Origin of the sequence: Clostridioides sp. ES-S-0190-01 (assembly GCF_020658275.1) — a bacterium.
Taxonomy (GTDB): domain Bacteria; phylum Bacillota; class Clostridia; order Peptostreptococcales; family Peptostreptococcaceae; genus Clostridioides.
Genome location: NZ_JACVWA010000023.1, coordinates 257587 through 282381 on the forward strand (window position 1 = coordinate 257587; position 24795 = coordinate 282381).

The following is a 24795-nucleotide window of genomic DNA, read 5'->3' on the forward strand; positions in this document are numbered from 1 at the left end:
AATATTGCGATGACAGTTTTAGATTTTTGACAACTGGAGTGTAAAATCACTCCCTTTTCTTTTTACTAATTATGATAAATATTTAGTTAATACTAATATGCTATTATATAAAGTAAATATAAAAAATAAACTTTGTTATATGTACATTTTGCATTAATGCAAAAATGAATTTCATATATATTTCTCACAATAGGAGTGCTATGGCACTCTTTTTTGTTTTTTATAATTATGTGAAATATTCAGATACCATGTAATAAACCTTCATTTTTCAATTTTATATAAGAATCAATCATTAGATAAATACTATCTTTTTTATCTTAATATTATCCAAATCAGCACATAATAAATCCAATGTATCTTCTTAATATCACATAAGAAGATTCTAATCAATTTTAGTATCCTAAATTATTTTGCAAAACCAAATTAATTTGATTTAATAGTAATTCAATTAAAATGTGTAAGTACTGTACCAATATAGAAAGTATAGAAATCTAGATTGTTGACAAACTTAAAAATAAAACATACAATAACATTGTAAATTAAATTAACACTGTTAAGTTAAAGAGGTGATTATATGAGTGTCAAAGAAAGACGTAAAAAGGAAAAAATAGAAATGAAGAAAAAAATTATGGATGCTGCCATTGAAATTATCAATCAAGAAGGATATGAAAATTTATCAATTAGAAAAATTGCTACAAAAATAGAATATTCTCCAACTACTATTTATCTTTACTACAAAGATAAGGCACAGATTATTAATGATATGGCTAATGAACTTTATAATAAAATAGAAAATGATTCTATTACTGTTATGGATAAGTACTCCTCATTTTCAGTAGATAAACAAATCAGAGAAATTATGCTTACTTTTATCAAAATTCTTTCTAGCAATCCAGAAATGACAAAAGCCATAATGTATAGTGGAATGAATATTATATTTGCATCTCAAAATACTGCTAGTACTCCTGCTAATAATGGTATAGAGATGTTTGATAAACTTCTTGCTATTGGAATTAAGCAAAAAATATTTAAATCAAACATAGATAATGCTTCTTGGATGCTTATAAGTGCATTATTAGGTTTTGTTTTATGTGCTGTTGAAAATCACTTGTATTCTTTACATAACTTCCCACAATTTATAGACAATTTCGTGGATATTTTACTTGGAGGAATTTACAATGAGCATTCACATCAAAAATCTTAATAAGAAAAATAAATTTTTAAGAATTCTAAAAGTATTAATAGTTTTATTTTTTATATTTATATGTATTATTATTGTAGCTGTAGTTAATTTGAAACCAGAAAAATTAGTAGTACAAAATATAAATCCTACTAAAATAAAAAATGGTACTTATCTTGGAAATGCTGATAATGGTCTAGTAAAAGCTACTGTATCTGTCAAAGTTAACAATGGAGTAATAAAAGATATTCATATATTGAAACATGACACTCTTTTAGGTAAACCAGCTGAAAAGATTGTAAATAATATTATTAAGCAACAATCTTTAGAAGTGGATGCTATAACTTCTGCAACTTACAGCAGTGATACTATACGAAAAGCTATAGAAAATGCTTTACAAAAAGGAGAGTAAAATATGGATACTATTATTGTATATTCAAGTAAATATGGTTGTACAACAGACTGTGCAAATATATTAAAAAGTAAACTATCAAATAATGTGACTATTGTTGATATTAAGGATAAAAACAGTAAAATTGAATTATCAAAATTTGATACAGTTATTATTGGAAGTTCAATATATGTGGGTTCAGTTTCAAAAGAAATTCGTACATTCTGTAATGATAATATAGAGTCATTAAACCAAAAGAAAGTTGGAATTTTTCTTTGTTGCGCATTCTCTGAACAGACGGATAAATATCTATCAAGTAATTTCCCATCATCATTATTAAAGAGTGCAAAATCAATAAGTGTATTTGGTGGTGAAGCTAGATTAGAGAAAATGAAATTTTTTGATAAATTGATTATGAAGTCAGTTACAAAAAATGATTACAATGGTTTGAAAATATCACAGGATAATATAGATAATTTTTTAAGAAATTTTAATGACTAAAATAAGCTATACTCTTCGTTAACAACCCCATCTACCCCTACTTTATGGCAAAGAGCTCAAAAGTCATGGAATGTTTTACCATATATTTTTATATCAAAAGTTACATAACTTTCCCTTATATAACTTTTGATATAAAATATAATAAAGTATACAATATGTTTTCACATTTAAACTTGAACATTATAAAACAAAAACTATTATATTTACTACATTGGAGATGATACTTATGGGAAAAGTTAAAATCAGACTAGCAAAGGAAACAGATGCTGAAGAAATATTAGAAATATATACACCATATATCACTAATACAGCAATTACTTTTGAATATGATATACCAAATATTAGTGATTTTAAAAATAGAATAAAAACAATTTGTTCAAAATATCCATATCTAGTATGTTTAATTGATGAAAAAATTGTTGGATATACTTATGCTCATGAACATAATGAAAGAACTGCTTATCAATGGAATGCTGGATTATCAATTTATATTGATGAAAGGTTTGTAAGTTGTAAAATAGGCATAGCTCTTTATAATTCAATAATAGATATATTAAAATTACAAAATATTCAAAACTTATATGTTAGCATTGCATCGCCTAATATTAAAAGCGAAAGACTTCACCAACACTTTGGTTTCAAACCATGTGGAATTTATCATAATACAGGATATAAGTTTGGTAGTTGGCATGATGTTATGTTATTTGAAAAATACATAGGTACTCATCCTATAAAACCAGACTACATAAAAACAATCAAACAAATTGATACGAAAGAAATCGACACTATTTTAAAAAAAAGCAGTCTTCTTGTCAAATTACTTTAAAATAAAAACTTTAAATAAACCAAAATAAAAATAAGAAAGTGACTTTAAAATAAGTATTTTAAAGTTACTTTCTTATTTTTTATTAAATTTTATAATAATAGTCATATTAACGTAAATACTATAAAAAGAGTTTAAATTTATTTATTTAGTAAAATTAAATCAAAATAGAAAAAATGGAAGGAGAATAATTGATGATAAAACTGATTGGTATATTAATAGTTGTGATTGGATTTATACTTAAAATTGATACATTATTTACTGTATTATTAGCAGGAATAGCAACAGGACTTGTAGCAGGATTAGATTTTAACCAAATCTTTACAACTCTAGGAGATTCTTTTGTCTCAAATAGAGGTGTGTCATTGTTTATACTAACATTACCTGTAATTGGTGTTTTAGAAAGATATGGATTAAAACAAAGAGCAGTTTCTCTAATAGAAAAATTACAAAGACTCACAACAGGAAAAGTACTGAGTATATATATGTTTGCTAGACAAATAGCTGGAGCCTTATCAATAAGAATGAGTGGACATCCTCAATTTGTAAGACCACTTGTTAACCCCATGGCACAAGCTGCTGGATTAAGCAATAGTGATGAATTAAAAGAATCAGACGAAGAAGCTATAAAAGCATTATCTGCTGCATCAGAAAACTATGGTAACTTCTATGGTCAAAACTTATTTGCAGGTAGCAGTGGAGTTTTACTTATAGCATCTACTCTTACTCAATTTGGATATAATGTAACTGGAATTGAGATTGTAAAAGCTAATATCATTATGGCCGTAATAGCATTTATAGCTGCCACAATCCAATTTACTCTATATGATAAAAAATTAAATAAAAGTCATAAGAGATAGATCTATTTAGGAGGTATAAAAGTGCAAAATTTTATAAACATATCATTAGAAATTTTTTATGCATTAATGGGGCTTTTAATGATTGTCATAGCATACAGGTCTTTTACTACAATAGACAATAATAAAAAATACGGTACATCATTATTTTGGATACTAATATCACTACCATTTATATTTGGAAGATTAATTCCAGCTAATATAATAGGAATCATACTAATATTATCTAGTTTATTAACACTTACTAAACAAGTCATATTTGCAAAATACGAAGAGCCAAATGAAAATTTTGGGAAAGAACAGGCAGACAAACTTAAAAATAAAATATTCATACCATCATTAATATTAGCTTTTGCAGCAGTAATTGTAGCTATGAGTCTTTCTAATTTCGATAATTCTTCACAGTTTGCAATAGGTGTAGGTTCAATAATTGCACTAATATCTGCTCTTATAATAACCAAATCAAAATCATCTACCTCAGTTCATGATGGTTCAAGATTATTGCAACAAATGGGACCAGCTAGCATGCTACCACAACTTTTGGTTGCATTAGGTGCTTTGTTTACTCAAGCTGGAGTTGGCGAAGTTATCTCAGGTATGATATCAGGAGTAGTTCCTACTGACAATAGATTATTTGGCGTTATAGCTTATGTATTGGGTATGGTTATATTTACTATGATAATGGGAAATGCATTTGCTGCATTTTCAGTCATAACGGCAGGAATTGGAATTCCTTTTGTATTGTCTCAAGGTGGAAATCCTGCTATAATTGGAGCATTAGCATTAACAGCAGGATATTGTGGAACTCTACTTACTCCAATGGCAGCCAATTTTAATATAGTTCCAGCAGCTTTACTTGAATGTAAAAATGATTATGTTGTTATAAAGTATCAAGCACCAGTTGCTTTAATATTAATTGTAGCACACATATTAGTAATGTATTTTTTAGGATTTTGATATAAATAGGAGGTAAAATAATGAAAGTTTTATTAACAGGGTTTGACCCATTTGGTGGAGAACCAATTAATCCCGCTCAAGAAGCTGTCGAAAGGGTCAAAGATAATATAAATGGCTCAGAAATTATAAAAATAACTATACCAACAGTTATGACAAAATCTGTTGAAGCAATAGATAAAGCTATTCAAAAACACAACCCTGATATAGTAATATCAGTCGGACAAGCAGGAGGTAGATTTGATATTACACCTGAGAGAGTTGCTATAAATGTAGATGATTTTAGAATAAAAGATAATGAAGGAAATCAGGTTATAGACACGGTTATAAAAGAAGATGGTCAACCTGCATATTTTTCAAAATTACCTGTAAAAGCTATGGTAAAACATATGAATGAAAATAAAATTCCAGCTAGTGTTTCAAATACTGCAGGTACATTTGTTTGCAATCATGTAATGTATGGAATTCTTTACATGATAGATAAAAAATATCCTAATATAAAAGGAGGCTTCATACACATACCATACATGACTTCTCAAATAATAGATAAAAAGAATACACCATTTATGTCTTTAGAAGAAATAGTTAAAGGTTTGGAATTAGCCATAGAAGCTTGTGTAATCTACAAAGATGATATAAAAGAAATTGGTGGTGAAATTTCATAAAAAATATCTAAAATAAATTTTTTAAATTATAAATGAAAATAGACATTTTTTTAAATATAGACTGTAAGTATATTTGTTTAAATTCAAATTTACCTACAGTCTTTTACAATATGTACAATCTTCAAATGTAAAATTAAATTCTATTCTGTTCTCCCCACTCACACATTGCATCTAAAATCTTAATCAAAGACTTCCCTCTCTTTGATAAACTGTATTCTACTTTAGGTGGTATTTGAGGATATTCAGTACGAATAATCAAATCATCTGCTTCTAATTCCTTTAAAGATAAACTCAGAGTCTTATAAGAAATAGTCTTTATATAACGTTTTAGTTCATTATATCTAACAACTTTAAATTCAGCAAGGCAATAGAGAATTACCATCTTGTATTTTCCATTAATCAGTGAAAGTGTATAACTAAACCCTGTTTCACTTAAATCTGCTTGTGAGATACAATCCATATCCATGTGCTACACTCTCCTTTAGGTTAGTATTGAACAAAAATGTGCGTACTTGTCTTTTAGCTAATTTATAATAAAATTATAGTGTAAGAACAATTAAAAGTCAATTTGCTATAATACATATAAATTCTACTTAATACTAGTACTTTAGCATATTGTCAAATTTTAATTTATTTACTCTTTAATTCAAGTTATAAAAAACTTCTAACATAATGTAGTTTCATATCACTGATAAATTTAGTAATAGGAGGTGTTTTAAATGTAAATCTAAGAACAAATGGAATATACCTGTACTTATAGATTCATAGAAAACCTATTTTAGAAAAAGCAAATACCCTTGAATATCGATTAAATAAATTTTACTGGAGGAATTTCTAATGAAAGTTTTATTAATAAATGGTAGCCCAAACCAATACGGGTGTACTTATACAGCATTAAATGAAGTTGCTAAAACATTAAATAAGCACGACATTGAAACCGAAATATTATATTTAGGTAAAAAACCAATACCAGGTTGTATTGCTTGCTCATCATGCTTTCAAACCGGCAAATGTACTTGGAATGATAAGGTCAATGAGTTAGCGAAAGAACTAGATAATATTGATGGTATTATTGTTGGCTCACCTGTATATTATTCTGGTGCAAGTGGACAACTAACTTCATTTCTTGACCGCTTATTTTTTTCAGCTGGAAGTAAAATGGCAAAGAAACTTGGTGCATCAGTTGTATCATGTCGACGTGGTGGAGCAACTGCAACATTTGACCAACTAAATAAATATTTCTCAATCAGTAATATGCCTATTGTATCATCACAGTACTGGAATCAGGTTCATGGTTTTACACCAGAGGATGTTATGAAAGATAAAGAGGGATTACAAACTATGAGAACTTTAGGTGAAAACATGGCATGGCTTCTTAAGTGTATTTCAGCTGGGCAAAAAACAGGAGTCAAAGACCCTCAATATGAAGAAAAAATTATGACTAATTTTATACAATAAATAATTTGGTTTTATTAATTGTTAATTTAAAATTAAAGTGATACTTAATAAATGGAATAGCGCATAGAAAGCAGTATAATACCTAAATAGTGGTTTTGATTCTATTTATATCAAAACCACTATTTTATTATTTAATCTGTTTAAAACGATTAATTTCTGACATGCTCAGTTATACCCTTCCATTTTCTTTTATAAAAATAGATTAACCCAATAATAGCTGGGAGTATTGGTGATAAAGATTGAGCAAAATAAACGCCTATAAATCCATATTCTAAAATAGTTCCTAGTGTATAACTAAGGGATAGTCTAATAACTACAGAATCTAACAATGCATTAAACATAGCTAGACTAGTAAAACCTATACCAGTTACAAATGAATCATAAATATGCATTACTGCATAAATCAAACTGTTAATTAAACAATAAATTCTAAGATACACAATTCCCTCTCTAATAACTGCTTGATTTTTAGACCCCCAAAATACAACTATTGGTTCTGCAAATATTTGTACAAAAACAATGGAAATAAATGTTACAACCAAGCTTAATAATGACAGCTTGACCAACTGCCCAACATAGCATCCCTGCAAAAGTATTTATCTTCAATCCAATTCCAGATACTGCTGAGACAGCAACTCCATAATTATTTAACATGCCAGTCATTAATAAGTAGAATATATTGACCATAGACATTTGTATGAAATATAGAAAGTTATTAATAACCATACTTATCAATGTCTTCTATATTCTTAGATTTTTATCAAATACACTCCTAAAATATACAATATATATATATGTATTGGATAGTATAAATAAAACAAATATTTCATACTCTTACCTTTTTCTCCATTATAAAGCAACATAAAAGGAAGTGACGCAATCATCATCCATTGGTAATTTTCTAGAAGAGATTTTTTCAAGCTATAATCTCCTCCTGCTATGGCTACAAATATAAATATACACATCAAAAAATAACAAATACTTAAACTAAACTTCTTTCCTCTACATAAATAAAAAATAATCCCCAGTGCAATCAAAATTGGTCCCCCTTCTACCAAAAATGGTACTGGTACAAAAATCATAATAAACATAAGTACTTTATCCGCTGAGCTAAAAAGTAAAGTTAATATAACGATTCCTAAAATTATAGGAACACTTATCATCAAAAGCCCTCTCACAAGATACTTTTTTTCTTTTTCTGTTCTAAATTTCTTTATAAATTCTATAGCCTGTAAATAAATTACTACCAAAAATAATGTTGCAAAAATATTATTCATAATAATTGAACCTTCTGGATTTTGGAAAGCAGTATTAATTATTTGATTCCCTATTGCCATAATGATAGCCCCTACATATAATCTAGCAATATACTTTTTTTTGTTGCTTGTATGACAAAACCCTTCTACTACCATAAACGTAAACAATGGTGCTGATATTCTACCTAACCAATGAAACCAAACTGGTATATGCATTGTTTGTGGCATAAAAGCTGCTATATGGTCAAATGTCATAAATACCAGTGCTAATATTTTAATAGTAAATCCATTGAAACCTTTTTTAAGAAAATCCATATCATATCTCCTACTTCTGATTTATTTTTATGACGACTTCTGTTCCTATTCCTATTTCACTATTCACATAAATACTACCTTTATGAATCTCTATTATCTCTTTAGAAATAGCCATTCCAAGACCAGAGCCTTTATGTAATTCACCTGTATTAGTACCTCTATAATATTTTTCAAAAATATGCTTTAAATCATTTTTACTTATTCCTACTCCACTATCTTTTATTATAATTTCTATAGTATCTTTTTTTACTATTTCTATTTTTATCAGAGTTTCTTCTTTATTATGCACTATTGAATTAAATATGAGATTTGTTATAGCTCTTCTAAATAAAATTGAATCTACATATACTTCAATTAAATCTTCATAACTTACAAACTCAATATTTCTATTTTTATATCTATTGTCATTTAGAATATCTATTATTATATTTCTAACCAAACTAACTAAATTTATTTTCTTCTTGTTCAAAACTAAGCTATTATTTTTTAATCGAGTTGATAAATTTAAATCATCAACCAAATTTTTTATATACTTGGACTTATTGTATATAATCTCTGTATATTCTCGTAATTCCTCTTCCACAAATTCATAATCTTTATCATTGATTATCTCTGCATATCCTTGTATAGAAGCCAGTGGTGTATTTATATCATGTGTTATATTAGCTAACCATTCCTCTCGCATCTCTTCATTTTCTTTTCTCTCTGCTTCGTTTACCTTCAATGTATCAGCCAACATATTGATATTTTCAAAAACTTCTTCATATATTCCCCTGTTTTTAAGATATAAACTATAATTTCCGTTAGCCATAGTTTCAATACTCCATATTACATTGGATATTGGCTTTGTAAGTTTTCTACTAAATAAGTATCCTATGCTTAAAGCTACCATCCCATCAATTACCAATGTCAAAGTGATAATTTTATTTAAAATTGCTTTAGCATTATCTTGAGAATAAGTTAAAATTATTCTCGATACATCTCTACTAGGCATACCTATTATTATATTTAGATGTTTGTTGCCTAAATATTTTTCTAAAACAAAATTAGTATACTCTGTTTCTATATATTTGTAGTTATTAACCATTTGAAAAGGAGTATATTTTTTTGGAGTATTCGTTGGCACATTTACTCCATACAATTCTTCTCCTGAGTCATTTAAAACTTGTACCCAAGAATGTGATTTTTTTAATTTGTCAATGCCAGCTTTTGATAACTTGAACTCTCCATTTTTTTCATATAGATCTTTTTCAAAAGAACGAGCAAACTCTTCAGGACTGTTTTTAGAACCTACAACATTAAAAAAATTATTAGTCGAAATCACATATAAAATAGACGCAATATTTATAATAACCACTGATATAACTACAAATACGATTGTAAACATAAAGTTTCTAGTAATCTTCCACTTCATATTCTAATCTTCCTTTACTGCTAATTTATATCCAAGTCCTTTTATCGTAAGGATATATTCTGGCTTTGAAGGATTATCTTCTAATTTTTCTCTAATCTTTCTAATATGAACCATTATAGTATTATCAAATCCAATATAATCTTCACCCCATACTTTATCCCATAACTTTTCTTTACTTATAATTTGATTTTGATTGTGTGCAAATAAAGACAATATTTTTAATTCTTTTGCAGATAATGCAATAGACTTACCATCTTTTATGAGTTCTGCTCTACTTTCATTTAATTTATATGGACCAAATGATATAATCTTTTCTTTATTATCTGAGTTTATGCTTTCATTTTGTTCTTCATTAAAATAATTTAGTCTTCTTAGATGAGCTTTTGCCCTAAAAGCGACTTCTTTAGGACTAAAAGGCTTTGTAACATAATCATCGCCTCCAATTGCTAGTCCAAGTAATTTATCTAACTCTTCCGTCTTAGCTGATAAAAATATGATTGGTACATTAGAGTTTTTTCTTATTTCTTTACAAATATCGTACCCTTCACCATCTGGCAACATAATGTCCAGAATGATTAAGTTGGGATTATATTTTTTAAATACTTCCAATCCTTCCTTTCTTGTTTTTGCAGTATACACATTGTTAAGACCTTCTTTCTTAAATACAGTTTCTAAGAGTTTTAAAATTTCTACCTCATCATCTATTACTAAAATGCTATTTTCCATAAATAACCTCCTATGATAATTTATCTATATATTAACATATATCTTCTCTAAGCTTCATTTATATTATTTTAAATCAAGTCAATATATAAACAAAATCATTGTTCTTTTTTATTCTTAATTAAAACCTTTTACTTGATGTAAAATTTTTATATGTTATTTTAGTTAATATTATTATCAATATGATTGAGATTAATATAGATAAACCTATTAAAGTATTTGGTACATTATACTTAACAATTTGTTGACTCATCATAATCCAGTTTGGAGTAATAGAAACAAATTTTATAGCATTATCTGGTATAAAGCCTGTAATAAAGTATGGAACAGCCATAATTAAGCCTCCTAATATGAAAGGCATTACAGCTGATTTAAATATTGAAGAAAGTGCTAGTCCTATTTGTGCAAATATGAAAGAACCAAAAATGACTGATACTATAACAATCAAGTACATTTGTATTACGGTAAGATTTAAATTACTATTACTAAAATACCATAAGTTCTTAATTGGTTCATTCAAATTTTTAAATTCAAAAAAACTAAATCCTCTAATCCCAACCAATAATACAAAAGAAATGTTAATCATGGACAAAGTCAATCCATTAGCTATTATTTTTGATACTACTACTGACTTTTTCCCATTTTTAGTTGTATTTATTAGACTTGTCATATTAGAATCATATTCTTTTGTATAGTTTCCAGAAGTTATTATAAACATTATCAACCCTATTAAAGGTATAGAACCCTCTATCTTATAAAATATATCTGAATATGTGTCAAAAACATTAAATTTTCTAATCAATACAAACCCAAATAATAGTAAAAATATCCAAAGCATCCAAACACTTTTTAATTTTAAGGCTTTTATTATTTCTGCTTTAACTAAATTTATCATATCTGTTATATCTCCTTTGCATCTTCTAAATCAAAGTAAAGCATATATACATCCTCAAATTTTGCTTGAACTAGTTGTGCATTAGCTTCAGTTGGAGTATTTTCTGACACAACTCTAATTACTATTGAATTAACATCACTTTGAATACTTATAACTTTATATTTAGATTGAATCTCATCAATATCACACTCATCTTCAACTTGAATATTATAAACTTTATCTTGCATATGATTTAATATTTCTTTATGTGTTCCTTTCATAAGAAGTTTACCATTTTTAATCATTATTGTTTCTTTTGCAACTGATTCTATATCTGAAATTATATGAGTAGAAAGAATTATTATCTTATCCCTTGATATTTTTGCTATTAGATTTCTAAACCTCGCTCTTTCTTGTGGGTCAAGGCCTGCTGTTGGTTCATCAAGTACTATTATTTTAGGATTGTTTAATAAAACTTGTGCTATGCCAACTCTTCTTTTCATACCTCCAGAGAATTTTCCTATAGCCTTATTTCTGACATCATAAAGACCTACTAGCTCTAACAATTCATCTATCCTACAATTTAAATTTCTACCTTTTAGACCTTTCAACGCTCCTATATATTGTAAAAATTGTCTAGCTGTAAAGTTTTTATATACTCCAAATTCTTGTGGTAAATATCCTAAAATATTTCTATAATCATCATCCATATTAAATATATCCTTACCATTGTAAAGTATTTGCCCACTCTCAGGTTTTATTAGTGTGGTTATTTGTTTCATTAGAGTGGATTTTCCTGCTCCATTTGGTCCTAAAAGACCATAAACTCCATTTTCTAATGTAACTGTAATTTTATCATTTACTACTTTTTTTCCATATATCTTTGAAATATTTTTAACTTCTAATTTATTCATTTTAATTCCCCTTTTATCTATTTATATACTTTGACTTTATTACTGAGAAACACAAAGTCATTATACCTAAAAATATTACTACTAAAAGTCCTATTGATAGATTGACAATATCTATATTCATTTTAAATATTCTAATATCACCTAAATAATTTCCTATTATTTTATTAAATCCAAATATTAAATCATAGTAATTTACCGTTGAAATAATCGAAAGCAATCCTTTAGGTAATATGTGAACTACTGACATCACTTTAGCTACAGCTATACTTAAAATAAGAAAACCTACTGATGATATTGAAGATTTGCTAATAAAAGAACCTAACATAGCTATCATTGCCCATCCTTCAAACATTAAAATATCTATAGCTATATTTGATATTACATAATTGGTTATATTTGAATTTGCTTTTAATGTAGCTATATTGTCTACTATCCTAAACGATTCTAAGTCACCATTAATTGGTAATCCTTGTTGTATGCAGGTCATAATAAATATCCAGATTAAATAAACAAAATAAATTACTAATGGTATAAATATAGCAATAACTATTTTAGATTTTAATGCCTTTTCCTTCTCTTTTGATGATAGTATAATATCTTTTACTGAAGAAGTTACTTCATCTGTATAAAGATTTGATACAGTTATGATTATGACAATCAACATCCCTATATTTATAAGTGAATTTGTGGCTCTATAATTAAATACCTTCCAAAAGTCAACATTTTTATATTCATCAACATTTAGATTATCAAGTTTTTCTTTTGACATGGATTTAATCTTTTTAGAAAATTTATCACTATATGTTTGATTTGAAAGTTGTTTTAAAATATCAAGTTTTTTTTGAAATTTATCATTAGCTATATCTGTTCTATTACTTGTATATTCTATATGACCTTTTTTCTCATCAATATAATAATCTTCTGTTTCTAAAACAGGTTTAACAAATATACTGATTAATAATATGAATATTAATATCCCTAAAGATATCAACATGCTCTTAGATTTAATCAATTTCTTTATTTCCCAACTTATCAATATACATTTCCTCCTAAGTCTTTTTAATTGCTTTTTATTTATATACATAATAAAACTTAAATCTTATATCAATATAATTCTAACCTTAAATAAAACTTAAATTATGTGTTTAGTTTTATTCACTACTTATTTTTATTGTAATTTTTTAGTTTACATTTTTTATAATAAACTTGCTATACTTTTATTAATAGGATTAAATCTAAGATAAGTTGGTGATTGTATGAAAAGTATAGATATTTATACAAAATTAAAAATAATCTTCTTAACATCTATGGCTATGTTTATTATTGGAGCAGCATTTATCTTTTTTATAGAAAATTATATAGTATCAATTATTTTTGTACTTGTTGGTATTTTTATTGATTGGAAATTTTATCGTTGCCCAAATTGTAATCATTATTTAGATTCAAGAATGGAACTTGTAAAGAATAGTACTTATTGCCCATATTGTGGAAAAATTATCAAATAGTGACTTAAATTGCATTCTATATTTAAAAGGAATTTTTTTAATATAAAAACTTTATTATTAATAATCAAGATATTACATATAAATAATACAGTTTAACTAAATTTAATTACATTGTTTTATTTATTTTTATAAAAGAACATATATATGTGTTATAGATATGCTCTTATCTTTTTTGTTGTCTCTTAAAATTTTTTAGCATAACAAAAAAGATATAAAGAGCTATCTACAAGCTCTTTATATCTTTTAAATATCTATAAGTAAATCAATTAGTTTTTATATCCGTTTTAAAATATCTATCTTAAAGTTCTTACTAACAATAAATTTTATTTTTTATATTATTGTTAATTTTAATATTCTAGCATCTCACTTTATTTATTCTTACATTCATTTTAATAATATATCCTGAATACTTTTTTAGTTTATCCTCTACTTTGAATCTAATTAATTCAAATATATAAACCTTTAATTCAATCTATTCATGTAAACCTTATCAGCTTATTGTCAGAGTTTATTCTTCAAAAAATAAATATAATTTTATAATATTTTTTAATCTAAAACAAGCATGTTGAATAATAAATCATATTCTAGTATTATTAACTTGTAGAATAAAAGCTAAATTGGTAAAACTAGAAAAATTTAGTAATAAAGTTATAGTGATAAGTACTAAAAAATTCTTTGTAAGTTACGTTAGCAAGTTAGCACATATATAATTTTTTTATTTTTACTAAAGTTTTTAGGGGGATGGATAATATGTTTATTGGAGAAATAGACAGATGTACACATATATTAACTGCTTATATAAGTAGTTCATATGATTATTGTAATTTTATAGATACACAATTAGATGATTTTATATCAGAATATGGAGAAACTGTAGTTGAATCTTGTTTATATCAAGTTTTATTGTTAGTAAGTAGATATAATTAAAATTAAGTTTCATTTTCTAGAAAAACCTTTTTAGATTTTCTACCTTAAATAACTATATAATTTTTTATACTTTTCAAGTAACTATAACTTATTTTAAAGTAAAGATGTATTGGGAGTACATCTTTACTTTTTCACTATATAATCTAAAAGTATATACTATAAAATAAAACAACTATACAAATTACATCCTTTATATTCTCTTGAAACACAAGAATCATTCTATACACATATTCTACAATTTCATCAAATATGAATCTAAGTTTTTACTACTCCAAATTTTATCTATCTATAACGCAAATCATATTTATAAAATATCCCCCTATTGTACTTAAATCATATATAAAGTAACATCAATATTTAGAATATTCAATATCAATTGCATAACTGGTCAATAAAAATGTATAACTAGACAAATTTCCATATTTATATAAAAAATTCAAGAAAAATAATCATTTTATTTAGATATATTTTTTATTTTTTTATTTAATTTATATTAAAAAATATCACTAATAAAGATTTTAATTAGTGATTTTCAAAGTATTAATCACAGAAAATTATATACCTGTAAATTAACTTTAGCATTTCTAATTTATAAAATAAAAGCCCAGCAAAATCTTTACTGGGCTTTTATTTTACAAATTGAGTTTATTATTTTCACCCCATTTACACATTTCTTCTAAAATAGGCATTAATGACAATCCCCTTTTGGAAAGTGAATATTCAACTTTAGGAAGAATTTGAGGATATTCTTTGCGTATGATAATACCATCTCGTTCCAATTCTTTTAACTGATTATTGAGAATCTTATCAGTTATTGAACCAATACATCTTTTAAGTTCTCCATAACGTAATACATCATACTCGACTAACCAAAACATTATAATCATCTTCCATTTTCCTCCAATAATTGAAAGAGTATATCCAAATGGTGTAGAAGTTATATTAGTTAAATCAGATGTATTATAGTTTTTCATACTCATTTAATCACCATCCTATAATAAAGATACTATCCTAAATGTTAGTACCTTACTTAAAAGTAAATACTTGTTTAAATATAAGATAGCACATATACTTATATAAATAAAAGTTACAAATTACGAGGAGATGACTTTCATGAAAAAATGTAAAATAGAAGTAATAAAAACAACATTCCATAAAGATTTAGCAGATGAGTATGGATGTAAAGGTATTGGAAAATGCCCTATGCATAAAGTAGGAGAAGTATTTTTTGGAGATTTTGCTAAACCTGAAAAATTATGTGACGAAGCATGGAAAGCAATGTATCAATATGTATTTGCTTTATCTCATGGTAGTGAAAAATTTTACTATGGAGATTGGATAGATAAAGAAGGAGTGGCTATATGCTCCTGTAATGATGGAATTCGTCCTGTCATTTTTAAAATTGAGAGAACTGATGAAGAATCTAAAATGGAATATAAACCCATAAGATAGATAATAGTCTTAAACTAATTTTACTAATCATATTTTAAATGCATTATTCCAATTTATTCCTTAAAATTTAATGCTTATAGTGAAATATAGTACCAAAATTAAATTAATGAAATACAATAAAAGGAAATTGTATATTGTACAATTTATGTCATAAAAAAGATTCATTTAAATCGATTTTAAAAACTGTTAAGTAATGTACCTAATATTTTTTTAATCCACTTATAAAGAGAATACTCCTACCAATAGATGTCTCTAACATGATTATAATATATGATAAATCTTGTTCATTTTGCCATATATTATAATCTTATTAATTCCTAATATATTTTTTGTAATACAAAATTTCCTAATGTAAGAATCCTTTGAAATTTCACTTTTATATAATTTTATTATTTTATTCTCTCCATAATCATAAATTTTAGATGTATTTCCTTTACCAATACATTTGTATTGTTTCATTATTTTCATCCTCTCAAATTCAATAATATTTATTATTATTTAATAGTATTTATAACTCAGATTTGATATAATACATAGGGTAAAATTTTAATTAATAAACCCTATATATTTACTTATATATTAAAGCTAACAAATTTAAAACTAAGGAGAGCTATATGTTAAAAGCAATAAAAGGAAATATAATTTTTACAAAGACTTCAGATACTTTCACAGTATTTGAAAATAGCTACATTATACTAAACAAAGGCAAAGTAAAAGGTGTCTTTAAAGATATACCTAAAGAATATAAAAACTCAGAAATCGTAGACTATACTGATAAACTTATAATACCTGGTATGAACGACCTTCATTGCCATGCACCTCAGTTTAGAAATTTAGGCATGGCTATGGACAAGGAACTTATACCATGGCTTGAAACTTATACATTCCCAGAAGAATCAAAGTATATAGATATAGAATATGCTACAAAGATGTATAAAAAATTTGTAAAAGAAGTATGGAAATCAGGTACTACTAGAATAGCTGTATTTGCAACAGTACATAAAGAAGCATCTATGAAACTTATGGATATTTTTAAAGAAGCTGGTCTTGGAGCATATGTTGGTAAAGTAAATATGAACATGAATTGTCCTGACACTCTACTAGAAAATACTGAGGATTCTATCAACGATACAGAAGAAATAATAAACAAATACAGTGACATAAATTCTATTGTAAAACCAATTATAACTCCTAGATTTATACCTAGTTGTACAAGTAATCTCTTAAGGGAATTAGGAGATTTATGTTTAAAGTATAATGTTCCTATACAATCACATTTATCTGAAAACCATGATGAAATTGAATGGGTTAAAAGTTTAGAACCTGAATCTAAATTTTACGGAGATGCCTACAATAGATACAATTTATTTGGTCAAACAGCTACATTAATGGCTCATTGTATTCACTGCTCTCAAGAAGAAATAGATTTAATGAAAGAAAATGAGGTTATGGCTGTTCATTGTCCTGCTTCTAATTTTAATGTTGGTAGTGGAGCCATGCCTATTAGAAAATTACTTGATAATAATATAAAACTAGCTCTTGGTTCAGATATAAGTGGTGGTCATACATTGTCAATATTTAAAGCAATAGTATCTGCAATCCAGCTATCTAAATTATACTGGGTAAATTCTAATAAGAAATGTAATTTCCTATCGTTATCTGAGGCTTTTTATATTGCAACTAAAAGTGGAGGAAGTTTTTTTGGAAAAGTTGGTAGCTTTGAAGAAAATTATGATTTTGATGCATTAATTATTGATGATTCAGATTTAAATCATGACAGTTACTCTATACTTGAAAGACTTGAAAGATTTATCTATGTTGGTGATGACAGAAATATTATTCATAGATATGTATGTGGAAAATTAATTGAGGAACCTTCTGTAGAATTATAATAAAAATTTTTTATTGTACATACCTTACTTAATTCATATACTCAATAAAAAGAGTATGTACTAAAATCCATGAAATCATAGATTAAAACATACTCTTTTAGATTATCTTTGATTTATTTCTAGTTGTATTTAATTTTAATAATTATATTGTGTTTTTTCATAGTCAGTTTTCTTTCTAAACTTTAATTTGTACACATTACTCTTAGTCCTTAAATAAGAATGCTACAATTTTTATGAAGTTTAACTAAATTACTCTTTGTAATACCCTTCTAAGCTTTAATTTTAGTTTTATTGTATACTTTGCATACAATAACTATTAAGCTTATACCTATAATCACCAAAGCTATTCTACTTATTACAAATCTCTGTGGAATATCAAATGCAAGATTACCCATCGTGTCTGCAACTTTACTCTCTAGTATAGAGTTCACTAGATTTTTACCAGATATAATAGATAGTGTACCAGAATTTGTTATAAGAAATATTATTGGAATAAAAATATATAGAAAGTTTCCATTTATATTACCAATAAACATGCCCATACCTGATACAAATAACACAGATGGTATTAAAATTAGAATTATAGGTTTTATAAATTGACTAAAATCATTAAATTGAAATAATCTATTGTAAAAAATGAAACTTATTGCAATTACAACTGCAACTGTTAGAAGATACGCAACTGCTATTGTAACACTTTTTAAGCAAAAATATGTTGTAGGTTTTATCTTAGTGGTCATAGTAATTGTCCTTACAGCTTCTTCTCTCTTTGAAAAGATGTACGTGCAAAACACAAGAACTATAACTAGTAAAAATGGATTTACATCAAGTAAAAAACCAGAATAGCTCCACTCTGAAAATGGTGCTGTGTCGTTTAAACCATAGATTGTCTTTGTCTTAAGGACATTGTAGGAGAACCATCCTGTTATTAATATTAAAACCAAATATACCTTAGAGAATAACAATCTCTTCATTTCATATTTTATTATTTTTAAATTATTCAAAATTCAATTCCTCCCCTGTAAGATTACAAGCCTTTAAGAAATCATCATATTTTAATATATTGTACTTATATTTGTTATATAAGTCTTTAAGAATAGCTTCAAACTTATCTTGTCCTAAAATCTCTTCTGCCTTCAAAATTTGTAATGGCATTTTGTTATATAGAAGTCTCATAGAATTAGGTGATAAAATATTGAATACATAATTTTCAGGCAATTTTTCCAAATACTGCGGATTATTCATATAGAAATTTCTCTTAAGCTTATCATTTTCTTCTTTCCAATTATCTATAGTTTTTTTACTATACTCTTTTCCATACTCGTATTCCATGAACTTATTAGTTGCATAATTTGTTATTCCTTCTGGTGACCAAGGAGGTGTCATTTGGTCAACTTGTACTATAATCCCCCACCACTGGTGGCATATTTCATGAGCCAAAACTTCAGATCCATTTTCTCCCTCTCCTATGTGAGTATCAAATACATCTGGGTTGAAAATACTTTCATCCATATAACTTATATTCTCATGTGCTTTTCCTCCAGTTACCTGTCCTGATGAGGCTCCTCCTTCTACTAGCTTAAGCGGAATAACTTTATAACGTTCTAGTTCTCCATATTGTTTTGTATAGAAATTGATAGAATCTTTTATAATTTTCTCTGCATTCATTTTATTTATTTTATCTCCATGCTTTCTATTATAGTAAAATTGCACATCAATCCCACCTGCTTTTATATCTTTTTTTACATAGTCTGCAGCTATTATAGTCAACATTATTCCTCTTGTGCTAAATTTCCATGTACATTCATTATCCTTTTTATCACCTTTTACCTTTTCTGTACTGATTCCACTTACTACAGGTGTTATTCCAGTAGGTAGAGTTATATTACCATTAATCATCGATTCCATTGTATTCATAGCATCAACTTTAGGTTTTGGAAATATTGAACCTTTACTACGTAACTCAACCTTATCTTTACTTATTGTATCTCCTGCAAGAATAGTTTCAAATAGTTGATTGTTTATTAATTTCCCTCCATACTCAATTTCAATTTTAAGATTTTTTTCTTTAGGTATATTCAAACTAAGTCTTCCTTCTGCTTGTTTCTTCTTAGAAATATCATATTTAGCTTTCTTACCATTTATCTTAATATCTTTAATATCGTATCCAGGATTTAAATCAAATTCCAAGTTTTGATTTTCTCCACTAGTATTTTCCATAGTGTATTGTATTTTGCCATCTAATCTTGCCTTTTTAGGATTTATTTTTATATCAAGATCTGAATCAAGTAATTTTATATTCTTATTTAGCTTTTCATCAGCACCAGTAGACATAACAGCACCTGAGCCAGACTTCTTATCTGATACCTTTTCCATTTTAGGTGGAGGAGTATCATCATAATATGGTTCAAATGCATATACACTATAAGAACCTGCAATTAATACTATAGTTAAAATTGATAGTAATACCTTTTTCATATTAATTAGTATAGATGAAAAAACATTTTTTTCATATTTTCTTGTGCATATCACACCTAATAAATACGTTGATATTGATATAAAACTCCAAAGTAGTCTATTCCAACATAAAGCTTTTAATTGCAAAGTATTCCCAAAGCTATCAGAATAAATAGTAACTTTTGTCTGTACCCAATCAATAAGATAACTATCTTTTATATTTATAGATAAAAATACTAGAACAAGGAGTATAATCATACTTAAATCAATACGTCTTGTTATAGAATAAAATCCTGCTGAAAGTAAAATACCAAATAATAAGGCTGGTAACATTAAAACTAAATAGTTTATAAGATAAGTACTTAAACTAAAATTATCACCCATCTTAATGATAGAATATGGAAAACATATAATCATCGAAATTATTACAGATACTATAGTTGATACAAGAATAGAAATCACTCTAGCTAAATTTAAACTTTTAGCATCCATAATAGTTTCTATGATACCATTGGTTTTGTTTCTATAAATACTATCCATCTCATATATTGTAAACATTGAGAATAAAACTGTACCTATTAAAGCCCCTAACTTTGCTGGATTAAGTAAAACAGGTATACTCAAACTAAGTGATTGTCCTGAACTACCTTGGGGCAATAATCCAGGATTTTCATACATTATTATTGATAGACCTGGTATCAGTGCTATTACTACTATGAAAGTCCATGTAATCTTTGAGCTAAAAATCCTCTTTATCTCATCTTTGATAAATTTAATTGATTGCATTACTTTATCTCCTCCTCAGATATTAAAAACATATACGCATCCTCTAATGATGGTTCTACAGGTATCGCAAATTCTGGAAGCTTATGACTTACAATACGATATGAAGTCCCTGTTGTAGTAAGAATACTTGATGTAACTTTAAATTTGCTTGTTTTATTGCTATGTATTTTTCCATTTTTATCTTCATAAACTCCAACATGTCCCTCCGCTTTTTTAATTAACTCTTCAGAACTTCCATCAAAGAGCACATTTCCTTTATTTATTACTATTAATCTATTACATACAGACTGAACATCTTCTATAATATGTGTGGACAATATTACAATCTTATCTCTTGAGTTTTTTGAAAATAAATTACGGAAGTTTATTCTCTCCTCAGGGTCTAGTCCGACTGTAGGTTCATCTAGTATTAATAACTCTGGATTTCCCATTATTGCTTGAGCTATTCCAACTCTCTGTTTTTGACCACCTGATAGGGTCTTAATCTTTGAATCTCTCTTTTCTAATAAATTAGTTTGGCTAATAACTTCTTCTATTATCTTTTTTGTGTTCTTATTAATACCTTTTAAAACTGACATGTACTCAAGAAATTGATACACTGTCAACTCATCATACAAACCAAATTCTTGTGGTAAATATCCTAATTTACTTTTTAAATCTGTTTCATTCTGTTTAAGGGGTTTACCATTTACTAAAATCTTACCTGAAGTTTGAAGTATTCTTGAAGTCAAAAGTTTCATTAAAGTACTTTTACCTGCTCCATTAGGACCAAGTAAGCCTATCAAATTTGGACTTTCAAGACTTATATTTATATCTTTTAGTGCTTCCTTCCCTGCTCTATAAGTCATATTTAAATTTTTAACATCAATTTTCATGTTTCACTCACCTTTCACGTTTTTTAGTTTCTTATTACATTTTTTATTATATAAATGAAGTATGTAGTTAATATGTTCTTATCTTGTTTTTTATATGGTAGCTAAATACTTTTTAAATACATTCTTATACTCAAAATAACCCTATACTAAAATTTAAATTTAACCTTAAAATTTTAGTATAGGGTTATTTTATTTATAAAATATTTACTGCAATGTATTTTTTAATGCGATAGGAAATATAGCTGTAAATTTTACACCTACTGATGTATTTTCAATTTTATATTTGACCTTGTGCATATCAAATATAACTTTAATAATATACAATCCTAGACCACTTCCACCAGATTGTCTACTTCGTGACTTATCTACACGATAAAAAGGATTAAAAATATTTTCTATCTCAGATTCTTCTATAAATGTATTTGAATTCTCAACTTCAAAAACTCCACATTCATTATTCTTATACAATTTTATACTTACCAAAACACCATTTTTTGAGTGCTTAATTGAATTGTTAATAATATTAGAAATAGCTTTTTTCATCAATTTTATATCTACAAAAGAGTATAAATTTTTTTCTATATCAGTAATAACATCTATATTCTTATTTTCTGCTAATATTAAGTAATTTTGTATTGATTTCTGTACTAATGAACTCATATTAATTTCTACTGTATTTAATTTAAATCCAGATGACTCCATACGAGAAATATCGAGAATTTCACGTACCATTTCTTCCATACTTTCCATTACCTTAAGTGAATGTATTAAATAAGCATCTCTATCTTTATACATGCCAACATTGTATATCATGCCTTCAAGTTGACCTTTTATAATCGTAATTGGTGTTTTTAACTCATGAGATACTGCTGCAAAAAAAGTCCTTCTACTTATTTCATTCTTTCTTTCCTTTTCAATGTCTTCTTGAAGCTTTAAATTTGCATGCTCAAGATTATTAAGTGTGCTTGATAAATTATGTGCTAGCTCATTTAAACTTAAAGCAAGAGAGCCTATTTCATCATCACTTTCTACATCACATCTAACATCTAAATTCATCTGTGCAATTTTTTTTGAAGTATTACTTATCTTGACAACAGGTTTTGTAATTACTCTAGAATAAATAAATGAAGTAACTAGTGATATTATCAAAATCATTATTGCAACTACTGGTATCAATTTTAATAAAACCATAGAAGCTTCATCAACTACCATCAATTTTGGCATAACAGAGAGAATATATTTATCTGAACTATTTTTAAATGTAATATCAGTGGATATGGCACTTACATAACTACTTCCCGAAATTTGATTATTATTTAGGTAATTATATAAAAAATTATCTTCATTGAATATGGTTCTTTGCTTCTTATTTAATATAATATTTTCATCACCTAATTTCCCATACTTTATATTAGATGGTATTTCTACTGATTTTCCATTTTTCATTAAATTAATAGACACATTATTTTCAATTATAAAATCATAAAATTTAAGTGTAGAATCCTCATATTTAGTCTTCTCAATAACTTTAACAAATTCATTCAGATTTTTTTTGATATCATCTGTTAAGTATGATTTATATGTTTTGGGCATTGACATCATGATAAATATGTAAATTAGTGTACAGGATAAAATAAGTATCAAAGTTGTACTTAAAAAAACTTTTCTATTTAGACTTTTCTTAATCCAATACATCAATCCTATATCCTACCCCTCTTATTGTTTCTATGTAATTCACATCAAGCTTTTTTCTAAGATTTTTTATATGTGTATCTACAACCCTTTCATCTCCTAAAAAATCATATTTCCACAGGCTATTTATTAAATTTTCTCTAGTAAGTACACGCCCCTTGTGTTCTATTAGTTCCTTTAGAACTTCAAATTCTCTAGCAGTCAATTCAATCTGTTTACCATTAATAAAAACTTTATATCCTTCAACATCAACATTGATATCTCTATATGATAAAAATTCTCTATCTTCATGATTTTCTTCCTTATCCCCAGTTCTTCTTAATACTGCCTCTACTCTTTTTAGAAGAACAATTGTAGAAAATGGTTTTGTAATATAATCATCCACTTTTAATTCAAATCCTTTTACTTGGTCTGTTTCTTCATCCAATGCTGTAAGTATAATAATTGGAATATTAGATTCATTTCTTATTATTTCACAAACTACAAAGCCATCTATTTTTGGCATCAGTATGTCTAATAAAATCAAATTGTTGCTTTTTAAACTTTTCAATTCCATCAAGACCATTATTTGCTGTTATCATAGTATAATCTGCATTTTCTAAAAATGTTTTTATTATATTTTGGATATCTATATCGTCTTCTATGACCAATATTCTCTTTGACAAGCTTATCCCCTCTTTCTATAATTATAAACTTTAGATTGTATAACATATTTAGATTATACACTATCTTTATGTTTTTGATGTGTAGCATATGGTACTTCTCCTAAGTACTTTTCATATTATATTTATAAAATTGCGAAGTCAATATAATAAAAATATGAATTTTTTCTTATTTTATCTTTATTAATTTTTTTTATAAATACTAAATTTTATTTGTAAATA

General features: G+C 26.4%; 28 protein-coding genes. 12 read left to right on the forward strand and 16 right to left on the reverse strand.

What is annotated here, in order from left to right; genetic code table 11:
• The first annotated feature begins 574 nt into the window (after positions 1-574).
• The 7 genes from IC214_RS08875 (at position 575) to pcp (ending at position 5371) form a co-directional block, all read left to right on the forward strand.
• Complete coding sequence (locus tag IC214_RS08875) at positions 575-1204, forward strand: TetR/AcrR family transcriptional regulator (protein WP_227433169.1); 630 nt, start codon at positions 575-577, stop codon at positions 1202-1204.
• The gene (locus IC214_RS08880) at positions 1179-1592 is read left to right on the forward strand and encodes an FMN-binding protein (protein ID WP_227433168.1); all 414 of its coding nucleotides are present in this window, start codon (positions 1179-1181) and stop codon (positions 1590-1592) included. Before IC214_RS08875 ends, IC214_RS08880 begins: the two co-directional genes overlap by 26 nt.
• Positions 1593-1595: 3 nt before the next feature.
• Positions 1596-2072: a flavodoxin domain-containing protein gene (locus IC214_RS08885; protein WP_227433167.1), complete on the forward strand. Its 477-nt coding sequence runs from the start codon at positions 1596-1598 to the stop codon at positions 2070-2072.
• 226 nt (positions 2073-2298) lie between these two features.
• Positions 2299-2898 (forward strand): GNAT family N-acetyltransferase, encoded by a 600-nt coding sequence (locus IC214_RS08890; protein ID WP_227433166.1) that lies wholly within the window; start codon positions 2299-2301, stop codon positions 2896-2898.
• 191 nt (positions 2899-3089) lie between these two features.
• The gene (locus IC214_RS08895; RefSeq protein ID WP_227433165.1) at positions 3090-3755 is read left to right on the forward strand and encodes a DUF969 domain-containing protein; all 666 of its coding nucleotides are present in this window, start codon (positions 3090-3092) and stop codon (positions 3753-3755) included.
• Positions 3756-3776: 21 nt separating this feature from the next.
• A complete protein-coding gene (locus tag IC214_RS08900; protein WP_227433164.1) occupies positions 3777-4709 on the forward strand; it encodes a DUF979 domain-containing protein in 933 nt (310 codons plus the stop codon).
• Between the two features lie 20 nt (positions 4710-4729).
• Entirely contained in the window at positions 4730-5371 is a 642-nt protein-coding gene (gene pcp, locus IC214_RS08905; protein WP_227433163.1) for a pyroglutamyl-peptidase I, read from the forward strand.
• Between the two features lie 133 nt (positions 5372-5504).
• Here the strand turns inward: pcp and IC214_RS08910 are convergent, their stop codons facing one another.
• A complete protein-coding gene (locus IC214_RS08910; protein ID WP_227433162.1) occupies positions 5505-5837 on the reverse strand; it encodes a winged helix-turn-helix transcriptional regulator in 333 nt (110 codons plus the stop codon).
• A gap of 371 nt (positions 5838-6208) precedes the next feature.
• Between IC214_RS08910 and IC214_RS08915 the strand changes: the two genes are divergently transcribed.
• Complete coding sequence (locus IC214_RS08915; RefSeq protein WP_227483251.1) at positions 6209-6829, forward strand: flavodoxin family protein; 621 nt, start codon at positions 6209-6211, stop codon at positions 6827-6829.
• A gap of 149 nt (positions 6830-6978) precedes the next feature.
• Here IC214_RS08915 and IC214_RS08920 read toward each other — a convergent pair whose 3' ends face one another.
• The 7 genes from IC214_RS08920 to IC214_RS08950 form a co-directional block, all read right to left on the reverse strand.
• Positions 6979-7419, reverse strand: a complete 441-nt coding sequence (locus tag IC214_RS08920) for a hypothetical protein (RefSeq protein ID WP_227866505.1) — start codon at positions 7417-7419, stop codon at positions 6979-6981.
• A gap of 159 nt (positions 7420-7578) precedes the next feature.
• Complete coding sequence (locus IC214_RS08925) at positions 7579-8400, reverse strand: TraX family protein (RefSeq protein WP_227433159.1); 822 nt, start codon at positions 8398-8400, stop codon at positions 7579-7581.
• A gap of 10 nt (positions 8401-8410) precedes the next feature.
• A complete protein-coding gene (locus IC214_RS08930) occupies positions 8411-9814 on the reverse strand; it encodes a sensor histidine kinase (protein ID WP_227851071.1) in 1404 nt (467 codons plus the stop codon).
• A gap of 3 nt (positions 9815-9817) precedes the next feature.
• Positions 9818-10540, reverse strand: a complete 723-nt coding sequence (locus IC214_RS08935; RefSeq protein ID WP_227433156.1) for a response regulator transcription factor — start codon at positions 10538-10540, stop codon at positions 9818-9820.
• A gap of 118 nt (positions 10541-10658) precedes the next feature.
• Complete coding sequence (locus IC214_RS08940; protein WP_227483255.1) at positions 10659-11432, reverse strand: ABC transporter permease; 774 nt, start codon at positions 11430-11432, stop codon at positions 10659-10661.
• Between the two features lie 5 nt (positions 11433-11437).
• The gene (locus IC214_RS08945; RefSeq protein ID WP_227834495.1) at positions 11438-12325 is read right to left on the reverse strand and encodes an ABC transporter ATP-binding protein; all 888 of its coding nucleotides are present in this window, start codon (positions 12323-12325) and stop codon (positions 11438-11440) included.
• A gap of 13 nt (positions 12326-12338) precedes the next feature.
• Entirely contained in the window at positions 12339-13361 is a 1023-nt protein-coding gene (locus tag IC214_RS08950) for a hypothetical protein (protein WP_227433150.1), read from the reverse strand.
• A 220-nt stretch (positions 13362-13581) separates the two neighbouring features.
• Here IC214_RS08950 and IC214_RS08955 point away from each other — a divergent pair, with 220 nt between their 5' ends.
• Together IC214_RS08955 and IC214_RS08960 are read left to right on the forward strand one after the other, a co-directional pair.
• The gene (locus IC214_RS08955) at positions 13582-13830 is read left to right on the forward strand and encodes a hypothetical protein (RefSeq protein WP_227433149.1); all 249 of its coding nucleotides are present in this window, start codon (positions 13582-13584) and stop codon (positions 13828-13830) included.
• A gap of 750 nt (positions 13831-14580) precedes the next feature.
• Entirely contained in the window at positions 14581-14757 is a 177-nt protein-coding gene (locus tag IC214_RS08960; RefSeq protein WP_227433148.1) for a hypothetical protein, read from the forward strand.
• A 632-nt stretch (positions 14758-15389) separates the two neighbouring features.
• Here the strand turns inward: IC214_RS08960 and IC214_RS08965 are convergent.
• On the reverse strand, positions 15390-15737 hold the full coding sequence (locus IC214_RS08965; RefSeq protein ID WP_285894657.1) for a helix-turn-helix domain-containing protein: 348 nt from the start codon (positions 15735-15737) through the stop codon (positions 15390-15392).
• Between the two features lie 133 nt (positions 15738-15870).
• On the opposite strand from IC214_RS08965, the gene IC214_RS08970 reads away from it, so the two are divergent.
• The gene (locus IC214_RS08970) at positions 15871-16209 is read left to right on the forward strand and encodes a TIGR04076 family protein (RefSeq protein WP_227433146.1); all 339 of its coding nucleotides are present in this window, start codon (positions 15871-15873) and stop codon (positions 16207-16209) included.
• 261 nt (positions 16210-16470) lie between these two features.
• Here IC214_RS08970 and IC214_RS08975 read toward each other — a convergent pair whose 3' ends face one another.
• Complete coding sequence (locus tag IC214_RS08975) at positions 16471-16668, reverse strand: hypothetical protein (RefSeq protein WP_227823805.1); 198 nt, start codon at positions 16666-16668, stop codon at positions 16471-16473.
• 155 nt (positions 16669-16823) lie between these two features.
• On the opposite strand from IC214_RS08975, the gene IC214_RS08980 reads away from it, so the two are divergent.
• On the forward strand, positions 16824-18101 hold the full coding sequence (locus IC214_RS08980) for an amidohydrolase family protein (protein ID WP_227851072.1): 1278 nt from the start codon (positions 16824-16826) through the stop codon (positions 18099-18101).
• 269 nt (positions 18102-18370) lie between these two features.
• Here IC214_RS08980 and IC214_RS08985 read toward each other — a convergent pair whose 3' ends face one another.
• From IC214_RS08985 to IC214_RS21160, 6 genes are all read right to left on the reverse strand, one after another.
• Positions 18371-19105 (reverse strand): hypothetical protein, encoded by a 735-nt coding sequence (locus tag IC214_RS08985; RefSeq protein WP_227866506.1) that lies wholly within the window; start codon positions 19103-19105, stop codon positions 18371-18373.
• Positions 19098-21344, reverse strand: a complete 2247-nt coding sequence (locus IC214_RS08990; protein ID WP_227866507.1) for a M1 family aminopeptidase — start codon at positions 21342-21344, stop codon at positions 19098-19100. The genes IC214_RS08985 and IC214_RS08990 overlap by 8 nt, the downstream gene beginning before the upstream one ends.
• The gene (locus IC214_RS08995; RefSeq protein WP_227845199.1) at positions 21344-22219 is read right to left on the reverse strand and encodes an ATP-binding cassette domain-containing protein; all 876 of its coding nucleotides are present in this window, start codon (positions 22217-22219) and stop codon (positions 21344-21346) included. The genes IC214_RS08990 and IC214_RS08995 overlap by 1 nt, the downstream gene beginning before the upstream one ends.
• Positions 22220-22423: 204 nt before the next feature.
• Positions 22424-23818, reverse strand: a complete 1395-nt coding sequence (locus tag IC214_RS09000) for a sensor histidine kinase (RefSeq protein ID WP_227866508.1) — start codon at positions 23816-23818, stop codon at positions 22424-22426.
• An 82-nt stretch (positions 23819-23900) separates the two neighbouring features.
• The gene (locus IC214_RS09005) at positions 23901-24416 is read right to left on the reverse strand and encodes a response regulator transcription factor (protein ID WP_413926653.1); all 516 of its coding nucleotides are present in this window, start codon (positions 24414-24416) and stop codon (positions 23901-23903) included.
• Positions 24385-24576: a response regulator gene (locus tag IC214_RS21160; RefSeq protein WP_413926654.1), complete on the reverse strand. Its 192-nt coding sequence runs from the start codon at positions 24574-24576 to the stop codon at positions 24385-24387. Before IC214_RS21160 ends, IC214_RS09005 begins: the two co-directional genes overlap by 32 nt.
• Between the last annotated feature and the right edge of the window lie 219 nt (positions 24577-24795).